Consider the following 21,884-nt stretch of genomic DNA (forward strand, 5'->3'; position numbering starts at 1 on the left):
GCGCCAGTGGCGGCAGCCGAATGTTCCAGAGATGTTGCGTTCTTCGTCATCATGGCCAAGCTTTTACACGCGCGATTTGGCCGACGCAAGATGCATTTACGCCAGTTGCTTCGGTCAGACCTGTATTTCAATCAGAGCCTGACTCAAAAATCGGCATGTGTGTGCGAAAATGGTGATTTTCGAGTACCGGAGCGGAGCGTACTCAAGGTACGTGAGCACCGGAATCCTCGCATAATCCCGAAAAGTTGCAGACTTTTCGGTTCAGATTATGCGAAAGCAAATCTCAAATCGCCATTTGCAGCCACACAGGGCGACTTTTGGAACAGGCTCTCAGGCAAAGGGAACAGCACTTGTCCCCAAAGGCAGTTTCGCCTCATCTTCCGGCTCGACATGGATCACCACGCGCGCACTGCCGATCTGCTCTTTCAGCGCATCTTCAATACGGTCGCAGATCACATGCGCATCGCCGACGCTCATATCGGCTGCGACAACCAGATGAAACTCGATGAAGGTAACGCGCCCGGCAATACGCGTTTTCAGGTCGTGCACTTCAATGGCGCCAGCAGCATTGGCCGAAATGACATCACGAATGCGCATTTCTTCGGCAGGCTCGACGCCGATATCCATCAACCCCTGCACCGACGAATTGATCACATGCCAGCCCTGCCACAGAATATTCAGCGCCACGACAATGGCAAGCAGCGGATCAAGGATCGCCCAACCCGTGACGACAGCCCCCACCAGACCAACCAGCACGCCAAGCGAGGTTACGACATCGGTCATGATGTGTTTGCCATCGGCTTCCAGTGCCGGAGACCGTGCGAGGCGTCCGGTGCGGATCAGGAGCATGGCCCAGACACCATTGATGACGGCGGCAAGCGTATTGATGCCGAGGCCAAGCCATGGTTCCTCAAGCTGGCGCGGGGTCTGCAAGGCAAACCACGCCTCGCGGAAAATCAGCAGTGCTGCCACAGTAATCAGCACGCCTTCGACAACCGCCGAAATATATTCCGCCTTGTGGTGACCGAAGGGGTGGTTTTCGTCAGCGGGCTTGTAGCTCACGCTGATGGCCCACCAGGCCCCGACTGCCGCAATCACATTGACGATGGATTCAAGCGCATCGGAATAGAGCGCCACAGAGCCGGTGAGCAAATAGGCCACATATTTCAGCCCCATCACTCCAAAGGCAACGGGGATCGACCATGCGGCTAGCCGCCGAACTCTTGCACTCGCGTCCATGACGAACCTTTGATTTAATCTAAGTAATGCCCGAGACAGGTCCGGCGACCGGACTTTCACCAATTCAGGCTCATGCGCACCGGCTTTGGCCAGAAATAAGCTTTCAGAGCCGGTCAGTCCTATGCAACAGCATTTTTGAACCCGCTCTATACCCCAGAACAATGGAAGTTCGTACCCCTGTTTTTTCAGTTATCGCATTTAATTTTTTGCTGCAAATGCAAGGCATTACAGTTGCAAATGCTTTGCCAGAGCAAGCAGTAAAAACGCAACTACAACGGCTCAAAACAAAACCGGCCGCAGGGTACCTGCGACCGGTTGGATATCAACGCGATGAAGCGTGCGATCAGTGGTTACTGCGACGCTTCTTATGCTTGCCTGCCAGATGCGTGACCACATTTTCGATCATGCGCAAACCGGCATTGTGGCCGAGCGTCATGATCGATTCCGGGTGGAACTGAACTGCCGCCACCGGCTCCTTTTTATGCTCGAAAGCCATGATCACACCGTCTTCGGTTTCCGCCGTGACGAGGAAATCATCCGGCAGCCGCTCCGGATCGGCAAAGATCGAGTGATAACGCCCGACCGTCACTTCCTTCGGCAGACCGGAGAAAATGCGTTCCGGCTTCGACACGCGAATGCGCGACGGCTTGCCATGCATTGGAATGCGCAACTGGCGCAGCGTGCCGCCATAGGCTTCGGCAAGCGCCTGAAGACCAAGGCAGACGCCGAAAATCGGCAATTCGCGCTTGCGCGCCTTGTCGATGGTCGCCTTGCAGTCGAAATCCTTCGGCGAGCCCGGTCCGGGCGAAAGCACCACGAGGTCGGGGTTGACGCGGTCGAAAATATCGTCGGCGACCGGTGAACGGACGGTCGATACGGTTGCCCCCGTCTGGCGGAAATAATTGGCCAGCGTATGCACGAAGGAATCCTCGTGATCGACCAGCAGGACCGAGATGCCCTCACCCACCTTGGCGGCAGCCCGTTCTTCAGCAACATAATTGCTCTTCTGCGCTTCACGCACAGCCGCAATCATCGCCGAAGCCTTCAGCTCGGTTTCCGCCTCTTCCTCTTCCGGGTTGGAATCGAACAGCAGCGTGGCACCGGCGCGAATTTCAGCCACGCCATCCTTGATGCGGATGGTGCGGAGCGTGAGCCCCGTATTCATGTCGCCGTTGAAATGCATCATGCCGATGGCGCCGCCATACCATGCACGCGGGCTGCGCTCGTTTTCCTCAAGGAAACGCATCGCCCACAATTTCGGCGCGCCTGTCACGGTCACAGCCCATGCATGGCTGAGGAAACCGTCGAAAGCGTCCATACCGTCACGCAGACGGCCTTCAATATGATCGACCGTATGGATCAGGCGCGAATACATTTCGATCTGGCGGCGGCCGATCACCCGCACCGAACCCGGCTCGCAGACGCGGCTCTTGTCGTTGCGATCCACATCCGAACACATGGTCAGTTCGGATTCGTCCTTCTTGGAATTGAGCAGCTTCAGGATCTGTTCCGAATCCGAAATCGCATCCTCGCCGCGCTTGATCGTGCCCGAAATCGGGCAGGTCTCGATACGGCGGCCATTGACGCGCACGAACATTTCCGGCGATGCGCCGACCAGATATTCGTTTTCCCCCAGATTGATGAAGAAGGAATAGGGCGACGGGTTGATCGTCTTCAGGCGACGGAAAATTTCCGAAGGCGCGGTATGGCAGCGTTCATAGAAAGTCTGACCCGGCACCACCTCGAACAGATCGCCGCGCTTGAAGCTGTCCTTGGCGCGCTCCACAAGCTTTGCATATTCGCCGGGATTATGATCGCCGCGCGGCAATGTACGTTCCGACGGCTTGAACGCTTCGGCAGGCGTTGCCCGTGCCAGTCCATGCGTCGAAGAACCGCCGCAGGTAAATTCATAGCGGTCGACCCAGGCGCGGGCGGCATAATGGTCGGCGACGAAAATCTCGTCTGGAATGAACAGCACCAGATCGCGCTGGGTTTCCGGGCGCTTCAGCTTGTACTGGATCGGATCGAACTGGAACGCCAGATCGTAACCGAAAGCGCCGTAAAGGCCGAGATTGGCGTCTTCTTCCGAGAAGAACAGCCCGACAATGGCGCGCAGCACCGTAAACACCGAAGGCATGCGCGAACGCTCTTCTTCGGTAAATGTGCCGGTCGGCTCCGCGATGGTCAGTTCGATGCGGTCCTCGGTGGAGGTGTCCACCGTCACTTCGCCCAAGGCCTGCACGATCTCCAGAATGGGGCGCAGCAGGATGACGCCGCGGGCGTTCAGAGCCTCGATGCGCATGGTGCGCTGGCGCGAGGTAATGACCACCGGCGGATCGACGATTGCCGTGTCCCATCGCGTATAGCGGCCCGGATATTCGTAATTGGACGAGAACACCGCACCGCGTCTTTCGTTGAGCACATCGATATAGGTTTCGATGGCGCCCTTATACGCAGTGAGATGGCGCACGCGCTCGACGACAATGCCGCCAGCCGTTTCGTGCTGAAATATCTCGCTATCCGCTATCTTCGCATTCATGGTCGGCTAATCCCAATTGCTTTGGTTTTTCGAATATTTCCGGGCTACGGTCCATTCGAGCAGCCAAACAAAAAGGCCGCCCGGATAATCCCAGCGGCCCTGTCTCCTGAACGCATATGCGCAAACGCCTGCGTGGCCGCTTTTAGCGAGCCCACCACCAACCGTTGATACGAATGTGCGAAATGTTCATGGGCGCTAGTGTTAGCGCTCCGCCCCACACCTTGCAACCGGAAAATTTCAGCCATGCATTTTTCGCGACAGGTTCGGGATCCGACCCTGTCATTCCTGACAGGCATACACCTGTCAGAATTATGCTAAGCCTCCAGAACCGACAAAAGAAAAGTCCGGACACCACGGAAAGGTCCGGACTTTTCCCTGTCCTTAATGAGGACATACAGACAAGGAAGCGGGGTGCCCTGCCTGATCACAACGAGGCTCCTCGCCCCCAAATGACTAAATTTATAAGTGTAATAAGCTTTTTAGTATGGATTGAAACTACCATGGGTTGCATGATCTTGGCAACTAGTAATTGATTCGATCTTACCTGTTCGTATTTGACACAGGCGGCGCCAGCCCCCGTAAATTTGTCGGCCTTCCACCAAGTTTCGTCTTGCGCCCAGCCCCAATTTCAGATTCATTCCCGTGACTTAATTCAGAATGAATGCATGAAGAAAAGAGTCGCCACGAACAGGCGACCAGTTGGGGACACACGCATGAAGAACCTTGATGCCATGGACCGGAATATCCTGCAGGCCCTTCAGGAGAACGGGCGCCTGACCAATACCGAGCTTGCCGATCGCATCAATCTCTCGCAGACAGCGACTGCCGAACGCGTCAAGCGCCTGACGCGCGAAGGCTATATTCTGGGCTATTCGGCGCGGCTGTCGCCCAAGATGCTCGACCGCGCCATGCTGGTGTTCATTGAAATCAAACTCGACCGCACGACACCGGAAGTCTTCGAAACCTTTGCGACTTTCACGCGCAACAATCCCGATGTTCTCGAATGCCATATGGTGGCAGGCGGCTTCGACTATCTGGTCAAGGCCCGCGTTTCCGACATGGACCATTATCGCCGTTTCCTGTCCGAAGCGCTTCTTTCGCTGCCCGGCGTGCGGGAATCGCACACCTATGCCGTCATGGAAGAAGTCAAGGAAACCGCACATATCGCGGTTTAAAGAGCGGTTTATCACCGTCAGCTGCTGTCAGGATCATCACCTTCCCTGCAAGAGAGCGCTTGCCAGAACATGATTACGGGTATATACCCGCATCATGGCACATTCCTGTTTCTGCATCCTTTTGCGTCAGGCGTCCCGCAAAACCTCGGCCATCTATGACGAGGCGCTGGCGCCGCTTGGCATCAATGTCGCACAGTTCAGCCTGCTGCGTCGGCTCGAACGCGCGGGAACGCTGTCGATCACCGAACTGGCGCGCATGGCCGAGCTTGACCGCTCCACGATGGGGCGCAACGCCAAGGTGCTGCAACGGATGGGCCTGATCGAGCCCGGCGACGGTGAGGATCACCGCGAAACCAATATCAGATTGACCGATACGGGCCGGGAGCTTCTCGCCCGTGGCGGTCCGCTCTGGGACAAAGCCCAGGAAGAAATCGAGACCAAACTTGGAAATGAAGGGGTCGAACAGTTGCAGGCGCTGCTTCAGGCACTCTGAAGGCCGCCGGACGCGATCCATAGACTGAAAATTTGACTGGAAACAATGACGGAGCGGGCTGTGATCGCTACGAACGCCGTTGCTCGCCTTCCTCTCCGTGGCCTTTTTTGCGAAAATGGTCCTAACCGAAAGCGTCTAAAATGATATCTGCCCGCCTCGCACGCGTTCTCGAACAGAGGAACATCCACTACGGATGGGTGGTGGCCGCCATCACCTTTCTGACCATGCTGGCAACGGCTGCCGCCATGGGGTCGGCTGGCATATTGATCGAACCGCTCCAGCGCGAATTCGGCTGGACCAACGCCAATATTTCCTTCGCCATGGCGCTGCGTCTGGTTCTGTTCGGTCTGATGGGGCCTTTCGCTGCCGCCTTCATGAACCAGTTCGGACTGCGCCGCGTTGTCACCGCAGCGCTCATTCTCATTGCGAGCGGCCTCCTCGGCTCCATCTTCATGACCGAGGAATGGCAGATGGTGGGTCTTTGGGGCATCGTCATCGGTGTTGGCACCGGCATGACGGCGCTCGTGCTGGGCGCGACCGTCGCGGCGCGCTGGTTTGAAAAGCGCCGTGGCCTTGTGGTCGGTCTGATGACGGCCAGCAATGCCACCGGCCAGCTGGTTTTCATGCCGATCCTCGCCAGTGTCAGCCAGACGATCGGCTGGCGCACATCGCTCACCATCGTGATCGGCTTCCTGACCGTTGCGCTGCTGCTGGTTCTGGCACTGATGCGCGATCATCCGGCAGATATCGGCCTCAAGCCCTATGGCCGCACCGCACCGCTGCCAGCACCTGAACCGAAGAAGAGCTTTGGCGCCATGCTTGCCTCGCCGCTCGTCACCCTGCGCGAAGCGTCCAACACGGCCACCTTCTGGGTGCTGTTCCTGACCTTCTTCGTCTGCGGTTTTTCAACCAACGGCCTCATTCAGACCCACTGGATCACGCTTTGCGGCGATTACGGCATCGCGCCGGTCGGTGCGGCTGGTATCCTCGCCGTCATTGGCGCATTCGACCTGATCGGCACGATCATGTCCGGCTGGCTGTCCGACCGCTTCGACAATCGCTGGCTCTTGTTCTGGTTCTATGCGCTACGCGGCCTGTCGCTGATCTATCTGACCTTCACCGACTTCTCGGTCTATGAACTGGCGCTGTTCGCCGTCTTCTACGGTCTGGACTGGGTCGCAACCGTACCACCGACGGTGAAGCTTGCCGCCGAACGTTTCGGCCCGGAAAAGGCCGGACTGGTCTTCGGCTGGGTGTTCACCGGGCACCAGATTGGTGCTGCCGCAGCCGCCGGTTTCGCGGGCTTTGTCCGCACCGACTATGACAGCTATACGCCAGCGCTTGTTCTGGCTGGCGCGATGTGCATTGCAGCGGCGGCGATGGTGTTCATCATCAACCGCCCTGCCCCGCGCGTCGTTCTGCAGGCTTCCTAACACTACAGTTGCAAATTCGTCAGGCCGTGGCGAAACGAGTGATTTTTAAGCACCGGAGCGGAGCGTACTTAAGGGTACGTGGGCACTGGAGCGCAGGAAATCACTCGTTGCAGACCGGCATCACGAAGAATGCAACTGCAGTGCTAACTTGCAGTCTCATCAAGATAAGCGTCGCCCCAGTCGGCGCGGCGCGCCCAGCGGAAGAAATCGCCGTCGCGTTTCGTGAACAGGCGCTCTTCCGCTGATCCGTCTGCCTTGCAGAGTTTCAATGAAACCTTGCCGCCGCCAACCCGCGTCGGCGCAATGACCCGCGCTTCAACCGCATCGGATGGTTGGCGCACTGCCGCCAGATAGATGAATTTTTCGTCTTCCCACGGCACTTCCGCATCCTTGGTCATGCGGTGAATGCGCGAACGGGCAACGCGGCGCGAGAAATGGCACCAGTCCGGCGCGACCAACGGGCATTCCAGTTGATGCGGACAGGGCGCGGCAATCGTCGCCCCCAAGCCGATCAGCGTCCTGCGCGCGTCGAGAATGCGCTGCCAGCCCGCAGGCGTGCCCGGTTCGACAATCACGAACATCTGCCGCGCCGACGCCCAAAGCTGTTCCACCAGCCTGCGGCGGTCATCGGGTGCAAGTTCGTCCAGCACATAGGCGATGGTGACGAGATCGGCTTGGGGGAAATCGAGCTTTTCCTTCACCACATCGCCCGCCCGCCAGTCGAGCGATGCAAAACCACTCTTTCCCGCCAGACTGCTGCCGACCGCGCGAATGGCCGGGCTGGCCTCGATCATCGTGGCGTTTTCAAGCGAGGACCAGCAATCCTTCGCCGCCCACAGAGCCGTTCCCGGCCCTGCCCCGACATCGAGCATGGATTGCGGCGCGAAATCCGGGCAGACTTCCGCAGCACTGTCGAGACTGGCCCGCACCGCCGCATAAGTGGCGGGCAGCCGCGCCGCGAGATAGGCTTTCGCGGCCAGATCGTCGGAAATATGCAGGCGACCGTCCCGTGTCTCGGCGCGATAGCGGCGCGACAAAAGATCGGAGGCGCGCTTGAGATCGGCCAATGCCACGCCCTCAAGCGCGGCATCCACCGCCTGTCGCAAAATCGGAGGCAGTTCCATTGCCCGTCAGCGCTCCAGAACCTGCTTCACGTCAACCAGATTGGAACGAACGCGCAAGATATAGAAGCCCATCGTGGTCAGATGCGACGGTGTGAACCACGCATCCGGGCTGCCATTGGAAACGATGAAGGGCTGCATATCGAGCGCCGAGCGCATCTGCTTTTCCATCTCGTCCCACACGCCGTCGAGGTGCTTTTCAGCCAGCACGCCGCGGAAATCGGAATGCGCCGAGCGGAGCAGGCCGTAATAGGCGTAAAGCTGACCATAGGCGAACCAGAAGCGATCATCCGCACGGGTGTCGAACCAGCCATTATGGTAATTCTCCGCGCGGTCCTTGAGGATTGCGGAAGTCGAACCAAGATCGCTGGCGATGCGATCGACAAACTGGATCAGATTGTCGGCGCGGGCGTCAAATGTCGCCTGACAGTTTTCAAGACGCGTATTGAACGAGCGCAGATCCTTAATCGCCGAACGATAATAGCTCGGCGTCGGGGTCTTGGGGCCGAACGGGCGCAGGCCGAAATACCAGGAATCCTCGGCAAACTGCAGATTACCACGCGCCTTTTGCAGATCGCCATCGATCTGCGATGTACCGCGCAGACGCCCTATATTGTCCACCAGCTCAATCGCCGTACGACGCACGGCGGCGTTGATCCCGCGCTGGAACGACGCCTTGTTGTCGAGGAATGGCGTGCGGTCCCAGTCCAGACCGAACAGGCCAAGCTTGTAGAGCAGCATGGAGGAAATCCACGCATTCTGGTTCACGTTGAAGTCAGTGAGGTCTGCGGCAACCTCGGCAATCGCCGAGCGCGAGCATTTGCGGGCCGATGACGGTATCTGCGCCGCCTGAACCGGCTGATCGGTCTGCGGGGTTTCGGAAGATGGCTGGTCATTGCCCGCCCCGGTCACGGGTGCGGTGGAAGGTGCCGGTTCGGGCGCGGCGGGCGTCGAGGTTACTTCCTCGCCAGGCGTGTTGGCGGTCTGATAGCTATACTTCGCCGGATAGTCTGGATCAAAATTGGTCCAGACCTGAGTCTGCCAGATAAAATAGATATAGAGCGCGGCGAGAGCGACCACGACCACGCCAATCACGGCTTTCCACAATATTCCGAACCTAAGATAAACCCGCCACAAAGCGGCCAATGGAATGGCTATCAGCCGGGCCAGACCCACAATCATACGACCAAGGAAGGAGAAAACGGCCCGCACTGCATTCCACACTATCGATCATCCTTCCATTGGCCCGCAATTCCGGGGCTTCGCACCATTTTCGCTCACCCGTCGATCCGTCCGCAAAGAACGTCGTTTCCCGAAAAGGCGTGAGCAAGAAACGTTGTTCCCTTTCAAATAGAGTGCGCTTGTCTTTTCGACAACCGGGATCGCTCATCCAACTGATTTTATCCGGCATTTTGGCGTGGCAGGGTTGAAACCGGGGGACCGATCCGTAACATGGCGCAACTTGAAGCCGTTCCGGTAAAAGTGCGAGATATTTTTTCGTTCTCATCACGACAAAAGAGACAGACGTCGCAATCGAGAATATTTTCGCCGCTGTGGTACTTGAACGGCGCAATCTTTGGTGTTTGCTAAAGCCGGAACCGGAAAAATAAGCAAACCGTCAAAACGGCCCGGAAATGGAGAGAACAATGAAACTGACCTATACGCTTGCCTTTGCTGCGCTTGCCACGGGAACGGCAATGCTTGCAGCCCCCGGCGCCAGCTTCGCGGAAGAGCCGAAAAGCTGCTCGACGGTACGCTTCTCCGATGTCGGCTGGACCGACATCACCTCGACAACTGCGGTTGCGACCGAAATTCTCAAAGGTCTCGGCTACAAGACCGATATCAAGGTTTTGTCCGTGCCGGTGACCTATGCGTCGCTGAGCAAGAAGGACATCGATGTCTTCCTCGGCTACTGGAACCCTTCCATGAGCGCCGATCTCAAGCCTTATCTCGATGACAAGAGCGTCGAGACGCTGCGCACCAATCTGACCGGTGCGAAATATACGCTCGCCGTGCCGACCTATGCCGCTAATGAAGGCCTGAAGGATTTCAAGGATATCGCCACCTTCAAGGACAAGCTTGGCGGCAAAATCTACGGCATTGAGCCTGGCAATGACGGCAATCGCCTGATCCTCGATATGATCAACAAGGACGCCTTCGGCCTGAAGTCGTTCGAACTGGCGGAATCCTCCGAACAGGGCATGCTTGCGCAGGTCGCACGCGCCGTCAAAGGCAAGGAACCGATCGTGTTCCTCGCATGGGAACCGCATCCGATGAACAAGCGCTTCGAGATCACCTATCTCACCGGTGGCGATGACTTCTTCGGCCCTAACCTCGGCGGCGCCAAGGTCGAAACCAATGTGCGCAAGGGCTACACGCAGGAATGCCCGAATGTCGGCAAGTTCCTGACCAATCTTGAATTCAACCTCGACCTCGAAAACGAGATCATGGGCAAGATTCTCGATGATGGCGCAGAGCCTTCGAAGGCCGCAACCGACTGGCTCAAGGCCAATCCTGCAGCGCTCGACAAGTGGCTCGCAGGCGTGACGACGGTTGACGGCAAGGAAGGTCTGCCTGCCGTCAAATCGGCCCTCGGCCTCTGATGCACAGCACTCGCAGGCCGCGGCTAAACCCGCGGCCTCGTTATTTGCGGGTAGCCGTAATTTTTCCATCAAAAAACGCAGCAGGAGACTTCATCGTTGAACTGGCTGACGGACTATAAAATTCCGGTTGGACCGACTGCAAAAACAGTTGTTGACTGGTTGACGAACAATATGGGTGGCTTTTTCGACCTGCTGGCAGCGGTCATGCAAAGCATGATCGACGCCCTGCTTTATGTCTTGAAACTGCCCCATCCCCTGCTGCTGATCGCCATATTCGCGGTGATTGCCTGGCTGATCCAGCGCCGTATTTCGGTCGTGATACTGACGATCCTGGGCTTTCTGTTTATTCTCAACCAGGGTTACTGGGACCGCACGCTGGAAACGCTGACGCTCGTCCTTTCATCCTGCGTTCTCTGCATGGCCATCGGTGTTCCGCTCGGCATTGCCGCAGCCCATCGCCCCACGCTTTATGCCGCCATGCGACCCGTGCTCGATCTGATGCAGACACTGCCAACCTTTGTCTATCTGATCCCGGCCATCGTGTTCTTCGGCATCGGCATGGTGCCCGGCCTGCTGGCCACAGCAATTTTCGTTCTGCCAGCACCGGTGCGTCTGACGCATCTTGGGGTTTCCTCCACCCCATCCTCGCTGATCGAGGCGGGTGAAGCCTTCGGTGCTTCGCGGTCGCAGCTTCTGTGGAAGATCGAACTGCCCTATGCCATGCCGCAAATTCTGGCGGGCCTGACCCAGACGATCATGCTGTCGCTTTCGATGGTGGTTATCGCCGCACTCGTCGGCGCAGATGGTCTTGGCGTTCCGGTGGTGCGCGCACTGAACTCGGTCAACACCGCGCTCGGCTTCGAAGCGGGCCTTGTCATCGTCGTGGTCGCCATTGTGCTCGACCGCATCTTCCGCGCTGGGCGTGAGAAATAGCATGATCCCGAAAAGTGGGAACCGGTTTTCGGTTCAGATCATGCTCAAACAAATGTCAGGAGATTGCGGATGACCATTATCGCAATTGAAGATGTCTGCATCATTTTCGGCAAGAACACGGATAATGCGCTGGCGCTGGCCGATCGCGGTGCAACGCGATCCCAGATTCAGGCCGAAACCGGTCATGTGCTTGGCGTCCATAACTGCACGCTCAACATTGAAGAAGGCGAAATCCTCGTCCTGATGGGCCTTTCCGGCTCCGGCAAGTCGACGCTGCTGCGCGCCATCAACCGGCTCAACCCGATCTCGCGCGGCCGCGTCATGGTGCGCGACGGCGACCGCGGTATCGATGTCGGTAAGGCGGATCGCAACACGCTGCGCCATCTACGCACCGAGCTCGTTTCGATGGTGTTCCAGCAATTCGGGCTTCTGCCGTGGCGCACGGTCGAGGAGAATGTGGCCTTCGGGCTGGAAATCTCCGGCATGGGCAAGGAAGAACGCATCTCCAAGGCCCGCCAGCAGCTTGAACTGGTCGGCCTTCAGGACTGGGCCAAGCGCAAGGTCGGTGAACTGTCGGGCGGTATGCAGCAGCGCGTCGGCCTCGCCCGCGCCTTTGCGACCGGCGCGCCGATCCTGCTGATGGACGAGCCGTTCTCGGCGCTGGATCCGCTGATCCGCACAAGGTTGCAGGATGAGCTTCTGGCGTTCCAGTCGCGTTTGAAGAAAACCATTGTCTTCGTCAGCCACGATCTCGATGAAGCCATGAAAATCGGCAACCGCATCGCCATCATGGAAGGTGGGCGCATCGTGCAATGCGGCACGCCGCAGCAAATCCTGCTGCAGCCTGCCGACCAGTATGTCGCCGATTTCGTCGCGCATATGAACCCGCTCGGCGTGCTGCGCGCAGGCGATATCATGACGCCGTTCGACCGCAACGCTGCCCCTCGCCCCTTTGCAGCCACCGCACGCCGGGAAACGCTGGTGCGTGAACTGATGAACGCCGTTGCAGACAGCAGCGGCGATGTCGGCATCGTCGAGAACGGCAACATCATCGGCAAGGTCGCGGCGGATGATATTGTCCGGGCGCTCGCCTGGCATCAGCAACGCGCTGGATAGCAAATAAAACGTCGCCTCTAAAGCACATCCCGAAAAGTGCGAAGCGGTTTTCGGATAAGATATGCGTAAAAACAAATATTTAGAGTGTCGACCTGATAAAATCAGGTCGACGCTCTAAACGGCGGCGTTTTCATTTCAGGTCGATATTCGATTAAGCCTGGGCTGCCTGTCGAGCGGCGGCACGCGCCTCCACGCGGGCGCGAATGGCATCGACATCCGCACGCGGCGTCGCGGCAAACAGCTTCTTCGTATAATCGTGCTGCGGATTGTTGAACACGTCGTCACGCGACCCGTATTCAACCACCTCACCGAAATACATCACCATCACCTCATCGGCTATATAGCGCACCACCGAAAGGTCGTGGCTGATGAAGACATAGGTGAGGCCGAACTCTTCCTGCAGGTCGGACAACAGGTTGAGAACCTGCGCCTGCACCGACAGATCGAGCGCGGAAACCGGCTCGTCGAGAATCAGCAGCTTCGGATTGAGCATCAGCGCGCGCGCAATGGCGATACGCTGGCGCTGGCCGCCGGAGAACATATGCGGATAGCGGTTGAAGTGCTCACGACCGAGGCCAACCTTCAACAGCATCTGCATCGCCTTGGCGCGCCGTTCTTCAGCCGACATAGTCGTGTTCAGCAGCAGCGGCTCGGCCAGCACATCGCCGATCTTCTGGCGCGGATTGAGCGAACCGTAAGGGTTCTGGAACACGATCTGCACCTTCTGGCGCATTTCCGGCGTCAGCCCGTCACGAGCGATGTTCACCTCCTTGCCGCCGATCTTCAGATCGCCGGAGGTCTGTGGATCGATCATGGTCAGGATGCGCGCCAGCGTGGACTTGCCGCAACCGGATTCGCCGACGATTGCCAGCGTCTTGCCCTTCTCGAGCTTGAAGCTGACGCCCTTGACGGCGTGAACCACCTTCGACTTGCCGAACAGGCCGCCGCCGACATGATAGTCGCGCTTGATATCGCGCGCTTCGAGAACGATCTCGCTCATCGCGCTTCTCCCGCAGTGCTGTTGTCAAAGACGAAATCGGACACCGTCGGCAGACGGTCGCCGGTCGCATTTTCCGGCAAAGCCGACAGAAGCGCACGGGTGTAAGGGCTTTTCGGCGCGGAGAACAGCGACAGCACGTCGGCGTCTTCCATCTTGTGGCCCTTATACTGCACGATGACCCGATCCGCCGTTTCGGCGACGACACCCATATCGTGGGTGATCATGATCAGGCCCATGCCATGCTCCACCTGAAGCCGCATCAGGAGATCGAGGATCTGCTTCTGGATCGTCACGTCGAGAGCCGTGGTCGGCTCGTCGGCGATCAGAAGCTTCGGATTGCAGGCAATCGCGATAGCGATCATGACGCGCTGGCACTGGCCGCCCGACATCTGATGCGGGAAGCTGCCGAGACGCTCAGCAGCATCGCGGATGCCGACGAGTTCCAGCAGCTCGATGGCGCGGGCGCGGCTCGCCGACCCGTTCATACCCATATGCTGCTTGAGCACTTCTTCCAGCTGGTAGCCGACCGTGAAGCACGGATTGAGGCTTGCAATCGGCTCCTGAAAGATCATCGAAATGTCACGACCGATGATCTGGCGGCGCTCCGAACTTGAAAGCGTGCGCAAATCCTTGCCGTCGAATGACATCTTGTCCGCCGTCACGGTCGCGGTCTTGGGCAGGAGACCCATCACCGCGAGCATGCCAACCGACTTGCCCGAACCGGACTCGCCCACAATGGCCAGAACTTCGCCCTTGTCGACCGTGATATCAATGCCATCGACCGCCTTGAAAGGACCAGTCGAGGTATCGAAAGAAACCGTAAGGTTCTTGATTTCAAGCAAAGCCATCGATCAGCTCCTCTTGAGTTTCGGGTCGAGCGCGTCGCGCAGACCGTCGCCGATCAGGTTGATGGCGAGAACAGTGATCAGGATTGCCAGACCCGGGAAGGTCACGACCCACCAGGCGCGCGTGATGAATTCCCGCGCTTCGGCAAGCATGGTGCCCCATTCCGGCGTCGGCGGCTGTGCTCCCATGTTCAGGAAGCCGAGCGCCGCCACTTCGAGAATAGCGTTGGAAAACGACATGGTGGCCTGCACGACCAGCGGCGCCAGACAGTTCGGCAGCACGGTCTTGAACATCAGACGAAGCTTGCCAGCACCGGCGAGCTTGGCAGCCGTCACATATTCCCGTTCCTTTTCCGCCATCACCGCAGCACGCGTGAGACGCGAAAAGTGCGGCAGCAGAACCAGCGTGATCGCGATGACTGCATTCGTCAGGCCCGGCCCGAGAATAGCCACCAGCACCAGCGCCAGAAGCAGCGACGGGAAGGACAGCATGATATCCATGACGCGCATGAAAGCGGCATCCACGGCCCCGCCCAGATAACCGGCCAGCACGCCAATCGTGATGCCGACGCACATCGAGATCACCACGATCACGAAGCCGACCAGCAGCGAATATTGCGCGCCGTAGATCAGGCGGGACAGGATATCGCGGCCCACGGCGTCGGTGCCGAGAAGAAACGACGTCGAGCCGCCTTCCTGCCATGCCGGAGGCTTCAGGAAGAATTCGCGGAACTGCTCCGTTGGGTCATGCGGCGCAATCAGCGGCGCGAAAATGGCCATCAGGACGATGGCGATGAAAACCCAGAGGCCGATGACCGCGCCACGATTGACGCTGAAATAAAACCAGAAGTCCTTCAGCATCGCCATGCGGCTGACGCCGGGCGTGGCGGTATCTGCGGCGACGGGTGTGTTTGTTACATTGCTCATTGGAACCTCACCTGTGCCGGATACGCGGATTGACCAGACCATAGAGCAGATCGACAATCAGATTGACTGCCATGACAAGCCCCGCGATCAGAAGAAGTCCGCCTTGCACGACCGGATAGTCGCGGCGAGAGATCGAATCGAGCATCCACTTGCCGATGCCCGGCCAGGAAAAGATCGTTTCCGTCAGGATTGCGCCGGCCAGCAATACGCCAACCTGCAGGCCGATGGTCGTGATCACCGGGATGAGCGCGTTGCGAAGCGCGTGCAGTCCGACGACCCGCCGGGTCGGCAGGCCCTTGGCGCGCGCCGTGCGCACATAATCCTCGCCCAAAACTTCCAGCATGGCCGAACGGGTCTGGCGCGCGATGACGGCAAGCGGAATGGTCGCCAGCACGATGGTCGGCAGGATGAGATGCGAGGCAGCCGAAGCAAAAGCCCCCTTCTGTCCCGACAAAAGGCTGTCGATCAGCATGAAGCCGGTGACGGGTGGGAAAAAATACAGCAGCGAAATACGGCCCGATACCGGGGTCAGCTGCAGATAATTCGAGAAGAAAATGATGAGGAGCAGGCCCCACCAGAAAATCGGCATGGAATAACCGACCAGGGCGACACCCATCAGCGACTGGTCGAACCACGACCCGCGCTTGACGGCTGCGACAACGCCTGCCGGAATACCGATCACCACGGCCAGAATGATTGCGCAAACGCTCAATTCCACGGTGGCCGGGAAGAGCGAAAAGAACTCGGTCAGGACCGGCTTCTTGGTGACGATCGAAAGGCCGAAATCGCCATGCAGCAGGTTCCAGACATAGTCGAGATATTGCTGCCAGAGCGGACGGTCGAAACCGAATTGCGCCATAAGCTCGGCATGACGCTCGGGACTGACACCACGTTCACCGGCCATCAACAGCACTGGATCGCCCGGCAGCACGCGCACGAAACCGAAGGCGACGATGGTGATCCCGATGAAAGTCGGCACCAGATAGGCCAACTTATTCAGAAAAAAACGGAACATAGAATAAACTCCGACCGGGAGCGGAGGGTTGATCCCTCCGCTCCCGGCCGCTGGTGTTGAGACGAATTACTCTGCGATATCAACGCCGGTGAAGCGATGGATGCCCACCGGGTCCATCTTGTAGCCGGAGACCTTGGAGGACATCGGCATGAAGACAGTCGAGTGGTCGAGAGTTGCCCAAGGAGCCTGCTCCTTGAAGATGACCTGTGCCTGTTCATAGAGCTTGGCGCGTTCGGCCTGATCGGCGGTGACCTTGGCCTTCTGGATCAGGTCTTCGAACGGCTTGTAGCACCACTGGGCGCGGTTGTTGTTGCCAACGCCCGAGCAGCCGAGCAGAACGCCGAGGAAGTTGTCCGGATCGCCATTGTCACCGGTCCAGCCCATGATGGCAGCACCGTCACGGTCCTTGTCGGACGACTTCTTGAGGTATTCACCCCATTCCATCGAAACGATATCGACGCCAACGCCAACCTTTGCGAAGTCCGACTGGATCAGTTCGGCCACGCGGCGGGCATTCGGCATGTACGGACGGCTGACCGGCATTGCCCAGACCTTCATCTTCAGGTCTTTGACGCCAGCAGCTTCAAGCGCCTTCTTGGCGGCATCAGGGTTGTACTCGTCGTCCTTGACGTCGTTGTTATAGCCCCACATCGTCGGCGGGATCGGGTTCTTGGCAACTTCGCCCGAACCCTGGAACACAGCGTCGACAATGGCCTTCTTGTTGATGGCCTGGTTCAGCGCCTTGCGCACTTCAGGCTTGTCGAACGGAGCGACCAGCGTGTTGTAGGCAAGATAGGCAACGTTCAGGCCTGGCTGTTCGTCAACCTTGAGGTTGGAATCGGCCTTGAGCCCTTCGATGTCCGCCGGAGCCGGATAGGACATTATGTGGCATTCGCCAGCCTTCAGCTTCTGCGCGCGCACAGCAGGATCGGTGGTGATCGCGAAAACGAGATCGTCGATCTTTTCCTTGCCGCCCCAATAGTCCGGGTTGGCCTTGTAGCGGATCACAGCGTCCTTCTGGTAGGCGACGAAAGTAAACGGTCCGGTTCCGAGCGGGAACTGGTTGAGATCGTCCATCTTCTTGTCGGCCTGAAGCTTGTCAGCATATTCCTTCGACAGGATGGACGCAAAATCCATGGCCAGATCGGCGAGGAACGGCGCTTCCGGACGGCTCAGCACGAAGGTAACCGTATGGTCGTCCACACGCTTGATCTCCTTGATCAGCGTCGGGAATTCCATGCTGTCGAAATATTCATAGGAAATACCGGCGGTATATTCGTGCCAGGGATTGTCCTTCTTGGCCTGACGCTCGAACGAGAAAATCACGTCATCGGCGTTGAATTCGCGCGTCGGCGTGAAAAAGTCGGTTGTCTGGAACTTCACACCCTTGCGCAGGTGGAAGGTGTATTCGAGGCCGTCCTTCGAAACTTCCCAGCTCTCAGCAAGACCTGGTTCAATCGTTGTTTCGCCATGCTTGAACTCGACCAGACGGTCATAAGCCGTGCGCGACGAAGCATCAAACGTATCCCCGCCCGTATAGGCAGCCGGATCAAAGCCCTCAGGCGAAGCCGGCGAGCAGTAAACGAGTGTCTTGGCAGATGCAGCACCGCTCATGAGAGCCACCAGCGCGGTTGCAGCCAGGAGTGTTTTGTACATTTTCATTTATTGTCCGCCTCCACGGAAAAGTGTGCCGCGCGCGCCCCATTGCCCGCAGCCTGGCCTATCGAAACGCTTGGTTCCCCACTTTGCAAGCGCAATTGTTAGAACCAGTTCACATTCTTATGCGTTTACCACCCCTATTTTTAGATTTTAATTTCTTCAAATCGCAATATTGCGGAATATTGCGCTAAAGGCAGTGAAATCATAATATTATTTGCGCAATTTTTCGCATAACGTCGCGCATGAGTTGCACCGTGCTGTTGGAATCGCTGAAATGGCGGGCAATATCCGTGCATGGCCTCTGTTCCCTTGCGCAAAACTCCGCTAATACCGGATTATCATACTCATGTTTATGGCGGCGCAATGAACCAGACCGAAGAGCCAATTGATTCTCCCATAAGACCGACGACCCCGGAAGCCATTCAACTGGCAAAGACGCTGATGCGTACGGCGCGCTATGGTGCGCTGGCCGTGCTGGATGCCAAAACCGGACGTCCGCTGGCCAGCCGCGTCGCGGTTGCGACCGACATGGACGGAACGCCGCTCATTCTGATTTCGGGGCTGGCCGCGCATACGCCAGGCCTTCTTGCCAATCCCGCCTGTTCGCTATTGCTTGGCGAACCGGGCAAGGGTGATCCGCTTGCCCATCCGCGCATCACGCTGCATTGCGATGCAGCGAAAGTTAAGCGAACAGCGGGGGATTATCCACGCATTCGCCGCCGCTATCTGAACCACAATCCCAAAGGCGCGCTTTATGTCGACCTTGGCGACTTTGCGTTCTTCCGCATGAATGTCCTTGGCGCCAGCCTGAACGGCGGCTTCGGCAAAGCCTTCATCCTCGTAACGGAAGACCTGATCTGTCCCGCCACTATCGCCGAAAGTCTAGCTCCCAAAGAACAGGGCATTCTTGATAGCATCAAAGAAGACGGAGAAGATTCGCTCGCTGCCCGCGTCAGCCAGATGACCGGCATAGCGGACAGACCATTGAAAGCGGTGGGACTGGACCCCGACGGTCTCGATATTGCCGCTGGCAATGAGATCCTGCGACTCCCCTTCTCGCGGAGCTGCGCCAGCGCAACCGAAGTGCGCGCAGAACTGCTAAAAATGACCCCCTCGGCCCACTGAAACGGATTCATGCTCTTTTTGGGACAAATTTGCGCGATTTAAACAGGGGCGAATTTAAGCAAGGCCTTTTCAAACGAAATAACAGCCATTAAATTTGACCTGCGTGTTCCAAAATGGAAACGTCATTTGAACCTACCAGCGGTCTTACGGGGGTATGACAGCAGATGACTAAAGAACATACTTTTTGTGATTTAACAGAAAATGCAGATCAGGCAGCAGATTTTCTTTCAGCACTCGCAAACAACAAGCGACTTTTGATTTTATGCAAGCTGCTACACAATGAAATGTCTGTTGGCGCGCTCGCCAAAGCCATTGACCTCAGTCAGTCGGCCTTGTCGCAGCATTTGGCCAAATTGCGGGCTCTCGACCTCGTTTCGACCCGACGCGATGCCCAAACCATCTACTATATGGTTTCGTCACCGCATATCGAGTTGATGTTGTCGACGCTCTCAAGTCTCTATATGAGTCCGACACCACGCCGGCAGGAACAGCCGGTACTAGCCATCGCCTGAGCATGAGGTTACAGCCGTGCGATGAAATCAGAAGATCATTTGCACGGCTGTCTCCAGCGCATCAGCGACCCGGACGACGACCGCCTTTCCCCCTATCGTGACATTCGCGAAAAAGACCTCGTCGGACGCCAAAAGCGTTTCATCGCCGAGGGCAAAGTCGTCATCAATGTGCTGTTTTCTTCCACCGCGCGCTTTGAGACAGAATCGTTGCTCGTGCTGGAAAATCGTCTCGACGGACTGACAGAACAGCTGAAACAAATCCCTGCGGGCACCCCGGTCTATAGCGTGCCACAGACCGTCATGGATGCCGTTGCTGGCTTTCACGTTCACCGTGGCATTCTTGCCGTCGGACGGCGCAAACCCCAGCCGGAACTCGCCGACTTGCTGGCCGCGCTCCCGCAACAGTCGCTCGTCACAGTGCTGTGCGGCATATCCAATCACGACAATGTCGGTTCCATTTTCCGCAACGCTGCCGCCTTCGAGGCCGATTGCGTGTTGATGGACGAAACCTGCTGCGATCCGCTTTATCGCAAGGCCATTCGCGTCTCTGTCGGCGCGACGCTGAAAGTTCCTTATTTCCATGGCGGTCGCATCGACGAGATTCTCGCCGCCTTGCAGGATGCAAATTTCAACGTGCTGGCGCTCAGCCCATCATCGGAAACCAGCATCTATCAGGCAACCGGGCATGATCGCCAAGCGCTGCTGCTCGGCACAGAAGGCGAAGGACTGCCGCAACGGCTTCTGGAGCGGCTGCAGACGGCCCGCATTCCCATGTCGAAGGAGTTCGACAGCCTGAATGTCGCCACCGCTTCCGGCATTGCCCTGTCGCGTTTCAGCCGCTTTCAATAAGTCTCGCGCAAAGAAACAGGCGGGTGCTTTCACACCCGCCTTAAAGTTTTTACAATCGCTTTTGAAAATCGGCTCAGGCTGCCGAAGCGTTTGCTGTGCCAGCCACCAGACGGCGCAGCATTTCTTCTGCCTGTGGTTCGCGTTCGGAACGACCGATGAAACCGCCGCCGAAAACGCGTGCCGTATTGCTCTCGTCGGAGTAAAGCACGCAGGCCTGTCCGGGCGCGATACCGCTTTCGCCATCCACCAGTTCAACCCAGGTCTTGCCATCAGCATGACGAAGAACGGCCGGACGCGGTGGACGCGTGGAGCGAACCTTCGCGAAAACTTCCAATCCGCTTTCCGGCAGATCGCTGATCGGGCCGTCGCCGAGCCAGTTGATATCGCGCAGGAACACCTTGTGCGTTTCCAGCGCCTCACGCGGGCCGACGATGACGCGCGCATTGGCGGCATCGAGATGCACGACATAGAGCGGCTCGCCGGTGGCCACGCCGATACCGCGGCGCTGGCCGACCGTGTAATGCACGATGCCGTCGTGACGGCCAAGCGTACGACCGTCGATATGAACGATGTCGCCCGGATTGGCGGCTTCCGGCTTCAGCCGGGAGATAATGTCGGAATATTTGCCTTGCGGCACGAAGCAGATATCCTGGCTATCCTGCTTCTTGGCGACCGTCAGGCCCATTTCCTCGGCGATTTCACGCACCTGCGCCTTTGGCAGATGGCCAAGCGGGAAGCGCAGATAGTCGATCTGCTCCTGCGTGGTGGCGAAAAGGAAATAGCTCTGGTCACGGTCGGTATCGACCGGACGATAGAGCGAGCGATGCGCACCATTGGCACGGCTGCGAATATAGTGACCGGTCGCCAGAGCATCCGCGCCAAGATCGCGTGCGGTCTGGAGCAGATCGGCAAACTTAACGGTTTGGTTGCAGGAAACGCATGGGATTGGCGTCTCGCCGCTGACATAGGAATTCGCAAACGGATCGATCACCGCTTCGCGGAAACGCGCTTCGTAATCGAGGACGTAATGGGGAATGCCGAGGCTTTCCGAAACGCGGCGGGCGTCTTCAATATCCTGTCCTGCACAACAGGAGCCGGCGCGATGAACCGCTGCGCCATGATCATAAAGCTGCAGCGTCACGCCGACGACGTCGTAACCTTCACGTTTGAGAATCCCGGCCACAACAGATGAATCGACGCCGCCCGACATGGCGACGACAACGCGCGTGTCTTCCGGCTTTCCCGGCAGATCGAGGCTGTTCAGGCTCATGATTGATTCCAGCTTCCGGGCATGCGCCCT

At 58.0% G+C, this 21,884-nt stretch carries 19 protein-coding genes; 9 read left to right on the forward strand and 10 right to left on the reverse strand.

Annotated features, from left to right (window positions below; translation table 11 throughout):
- Positions 1 to 330: 330 nt before the first annotated feature.
- Both JAU75_RS15470 and JAU75_RS15475 read right to left on the reverse strand, forming a co-directional pair.
- A complete protein-coding gene (locus JAU75_RS15470) occupies positions 331 to 1,239 on the reverse strand; it encodes a cation diffusion facilitator family transporter (RefSeq protein WP_199057386.1) in 909 nt (302 codons plus the stop codon).
- 343 nt (positions 1,240 to 1,582) lie between these two features.
- On the reverse strand, positions 1,583 to 3,778 hold the full coding sequence (locus JAU75_RS15475; protein WP_199057387.1) for an anthranilate synthase component I: 2,196 nt from the start codon (positions 3,776 to 3,778) through the stop codon (positions 1,583 to 1,585).
- A 713-nt stretch (positions 3,779 to 4,491) separates the two neighbouring features.
- Here JAU75_RS15475 and JAU75_RS15480 point away from each other — a divergent pair.
- The 3 genes from JAU75_RS15480 (at position 4,492) to JAU75_RS15490 (ending at position 6,879) form a co-directional block, all read left to right on the forward strand.
- The gene (locus JAU75_RS15480) at positions 4,492 to 4,953 is read left to right on the forward strand and encodes an Lrp/AsnC ligand binding domain-containing protein (RefSeq protein WP_078338776.1); all 462 of its coding nucleotides are present in this window, start codon (positions 4,492 to 4,494) and stop codon (positions 4,951 to 4,953) included.
- Between the two features lie 94 nt (positions 4,954 to 5,047).
- Positions 5,048 to 5,446, forward strand: a complete 399-nt coding sequence (locus tag JAU75_RS15485; protein WP_199057388.1) for a MarR family winged helix-turn-helix transcriptional regulator — start codon at positions 5,048 to 5,050, stop codon at positions 5,444 to 5,446.
- Positions 5,447 to 5,586: 140 nt separating this feature from the next.
- The gene (locus tag JAU75_RS15490) at positions 5,587 to 6,879 is read left to right on the forward strand and encodes an MFS transporter (protein WP_199057389.1); all 1,293 of its coding nucleotides are present in this window, start codon (positions 5,587 to 5,589) and stop codon (positions 6,877 to 6,879) included.
- 143 nt (positions 6,880 to 7,022) lie between these two features.
- On the opposite strand, the gene JAU75_RS15495 is transcribed toward JAU75_RS15490, so the two are convergent.
- Together JAU75_RS15495 and JAU75_RS15500 are read right to left on the reverse strand one after the other, a co-directional pair.
- Positions 7,023 to 8,003: a small ribosomal subunit Rsm22 family protein gene (locus JAU75_RS15495; RefSeq protein WP_199057390.1), complete on the reverse strand. Its 981-nt coding sequence runs from the start codon at positions 8,001 to 8,003 to the stop codon at positions 7,023 to 7,025.
- Positions 8,004 to 8,009: 6 nt separating this feature from the next.
- Positions 8,010 to 9,182, reverse strand: a complete 1,173-nt coding sequence (locus JAU75_RS15500; protein WP_199057473.1) for a DUF2333 family protein — start codon at positions 9,180 to 9,182, stop codon at positions 8,010 to 8,012.
- Positions 9,183 to 9,634: 452 nt separating this feature from the next.
- On the opposite strand from JAU75_RS15500, the gene JAU75_RS15505 reads away from it, so the two are divergent.
- From JAU75_RS15505 to choV, 3 genes are all read left to right on the forward strand, one after another.
- Positions 9,635 to 10,603, forward strand: a complete 969-nt coding sequence (locus tag JAU75_RS15505; protein WP_199057391.1) for a choline ABC transporter substrate-binding protein — start codon at positions 9,635 to 9,637, stop codon at positions 10,601 to 10,603.
- A gap of 96 nt (positions 10,604 to 10,699) precedes the next feature.
- On the forward strand, positions 10,700 to 11,536 hold the full coding sequence (gene choW, locus JAU75_RS15510) for a choline ABC transporter permease subunit (RefSeq protein WP_199057392.1): 837 nt from the start codon (positions 10,700 to 10,702) through the stop codon (positions 11,534 to 11,536).
- Positions 11,537 to 11,605: 69 nt separating this feature from the next.
- Complete coding sequence (gene choV / locus JAU75_RS15515) at positions 11,606 to 12,652, forward strand: choline ABC transporter ATP-binding protein (RefSeq protein WP_199057393.1); 1,047 nt, start codon at positions 11,606 to 11,608, stop codon at positions 12,650 to 12,652.
- Between the two features lie 151 nt (positions 12,653 to 12,803).
- Here the strand turns inward: choV and JAU75_RS15520 are convergent, their stop codons facing one another.
- From JAU75_RS15520 to JAU75_RS15540, 5 genes are all read right to left on the reverse strand, one after another.
- On the reverse strand, positions 12,804 to 13,652 hold the full coding sequence (locus tag JAU75_RS15520) for a dipeptide ABC transporter ATP-binding protein (protein WP_199057394.1): 849 nt from the start codon (positions 13,650 to 13,652) through the stop codon (positions 12,804 to 12,806).
- On the reverse strand, positions 13,649 to 14,500 hold the full coding sequence (locus JAU75_RS15525; RefSeq protein WP_199057395.1) for an ABC transporter ATP-binding protein: 852 nt from the start codon (positions 14,498 to 14,500) through the stop codon (positions 13,649 to 13,651). The genes JAU75_RS15520 and JAU75_RS15525 overlap by 4 nt, the downstream gene beginning before the upstream one ends.
- Positions 14,501 to 14,503: 3 nt before the next feature.
- Positions 14,504 to 15,364, reverse strand: a complete 861-nt coding sequence (locus tag JAU75_RS15530; protein WP_199057474.1) for an ABC transporter permease subunit — start codon at positions 15,362 to 15,364, stop codon at positions 14,504 to 14,506.
- 67 nt (positions 15,365 to 15,431) lie between these two features.
- The gene (locus JAU75_RS15535) at positions 15,432 to 16,439 is read right to left on the reverse strand and encodes an ABC transporter permease subunit (RefSeq protein ID WP_199057396.1); all 1,008 of its coding nucleotides are present in this window, start codon (positions 16,437 to 16,439) and stop codon (positions 15,432 to 15,434) included.
- A 66-nt stretch (positions 16,440 to 16,505) separates the two neighbouring features.
- The gene (locus JAU75_RS15540) at positions 16,506 to 18,101 is read right to left on the reverse strand and encodes an ABC transporter substrate-binding protein (protein WP_199057397.1); all 1,596 of its coding nucleotides are present in this window, start codon (positions 18,099 to 18,101) and stop codon (positions 16,506 to 16,508) included.
- Between the two features lie 360 nt (positions 18,102 to 18,461).
- Between JAU75_RS15540 and JAU75_RS15545 the strand changes: the two genes are divergently transcribed.
- The 3 genes from JAU75_RS15545 (at position 18,462) to JAU75_RS15555 (ending at position 20,584) form a co-directional block, all read left to right on the forward strand.
- Complete coding sequence (locus JAU75_RS15545) at positions 18,462 to 19,223, forward strand: pyridoxamine 5'-phosphate oxidase family protein (RefSeq protein WP_199057398.1); 762 nt, start codon at positions 18,462 to 18,464, stop codon at positions 19,221 to 19,223.
- 164 nt (positions 19,224 to 19,387) lie between these two features.
- A complete protein-coding gene (locus tag JAU75_RS15550) occupies positions 19,388 to 19,735 on the forward strand; it encodes a metalloregulator ArsR/SmtB family transcription factor (protein WP_199057399.1) in 348 nt (115 codons plus the stop codon).
- 21 nt (positions 19,736 to 19,756) lie between these two features.
- On the forward strand, positions 19,757 to 20,584 hold the full coding sequence (locus JAU75_RS15555; RefSeq protein ID WP_199057400.1) for an RNA methyltransferase: 828 nt from the start codon (positions 19,757 to 19,759) through the stop codon (positions 20,582 to 20,584).
- Between the two features lie 73 nt (positions 20,585 to 20,657).
- On the opposite strand, the gene mnmA is transcribed toward JAU75_RS15555, so the two are convergent.
- On the reverse strand, positions 20,658 to 21,854 hold the full coding sequence (mnmA, locus tag JAU75_RS15560) for a tRNA 2-thiouridine(34) synthase MnmA (RefSeq protein ID WP_199057401.1): 1,197 nt from the start codon (positions 21,852 to 21,854) through the stop codon (positions 20,658 to 20,660).
- Between the last annotated feature and the right edge of the window lie 30 nt (positions 21,855 to 21,884).

Source organism: Ochrobactrum sp. Q0168 (assembly GCF_016427605.1).
Classification (GTDB): Bacteria; Pseudomonadota; Alphaproteobacteria; order Rhizobiales; family Rhizobiaceae; genus Brucella.

Excerpts from the sequence above, each read along its gene's own strand:
- JAU75_RS15525 (WP_199057395.1), bottom strand. The coding sequence starts at position 14,500 with ATGGCTTTGCTTGAAATCAAGAACCTTACGGTTTCTTTCGATACCTCG.
- mnmA (WP_199057401.1), bottom strand. The coding sequence starts at position 21,854 with ATGAGCCTGAACAGCCTCGATCTGCCGGGAAAGCCGGAAGACACGCGC.
- JAU75_RS15535 (WP_199057396.1), bottom strand. The coding sequence starts at position 16,439 with ATGTTCCGTTTTTTTCTGAATAAGTTGGCCTATCTGGTGCCGACTTTC.
- JAU75_RS15520 (WP_199057394.1), bottom strand. The coding sequence starts at position 13,652 with ATGAGCGAGATCGTTCTCGAAGCGCGCGATATCAAGCGCGACTATCAT.
- JAU75_RS15530 (WP_199057474.1), bottom strand. The coding sequence starts at position 15,364 with ATGGCGATGCTGAAGGACTTCTGGTTTTATTTCAGCGTCAATCGTGGC.
- JAU75_RS15485 (WP_199057388.1), top strand. The coding sequence starts at position 5,048 with ATGGCACATTCCTGTTTCTGCATCCTTTTGCGTCAGGCGTCCCGCAAA.
- JAU75_RS15550 (WP_199057399.1), top strand. The coding sequence starts at position 19,388 with ATGACTAAAGAACATACTTTTTGTGATTTAACAGAAAATGCAGATCAG.
- JAU75_RS15490 (WP_199057389.1), top strand. The coding sequence starts at position 5,587 with ATGATATCTGCCCGCCTCGCACGCGTTCTCGAACAGAGGAACATCCAC.
- JAU75_RS15480 (WP_078338776.1), top strand. The coding sequence starts at position 4,492 with ATGAAGAACCTTGATGCCATGGACCGGAATATCCTGCAGGCCCTTCAG.
- JAU75_RS15540 (WP_199057397.1), bottom strand. The coding sequence starts at position 18,101 with ATGAAAATGTACAAAACACTCCTGGCTGCAACCGCGCTGGTGGCTCTC.
- JAU75_RS15555 (WP_199057400.1), top strand. The coding sequence starts at position 19,757 with ATGAAATCAGAAGATCATTTGCACGGCTGTCTCCAGCGCATCAGCGAC.
- JAU75_RS15505 (WP_199057391.1), top strand. The coding sequence starts at position 9,635 with ATGGAGAGAACAATGAAACTGACCTATACGCTTGCCTTTGCTGCGCTT.
- JAU75_RS15495 (WP_199057390.1), bottom strand. The coding sequence starts at position 8,003 with ATGGAACTGCCTCCGATTTTGCGACAGGCGGTGGATGCCGCGCTTGAG.
- JAU75_RS15545 (WP_199057398.1), top strand. The coding sequence starts at position 18,462 with ATGAACCAGACCGAAGAGCCAATTGATTCTCCCATAAGACCGACGACC.
- JAU75_RS15470 (WP_199057386.1), bottom strand. The coding sequence starts at position 1,239 with ATGGACGCGAGTGCAAGAGTTCGGCGGCTAGCCGCATGGTCGATCCCC.
- choV (WP_199057393.1), top strand. The coding sequence starts at position 11,606 with ATGACCATTATCGCAATTGAAGATGTCTGCATCATTTTCGGCAAGAAC.
- JAU75_RS15475 (WP_199057387.1), bottom strand. The coding sequence starts at position 3,778 with ATGAATGCGAAGATAGCGGATAGCGAGATATTTCAGCACGAAACGGCT.
- JAU75_RS15500 (WP_199057473.1), bottom strand. The coding sequence starts at position 9,182 with ATGATTGTGGGTCTGGCCCGGCTGATAGCCATTCCATTGGCCGCTTTG.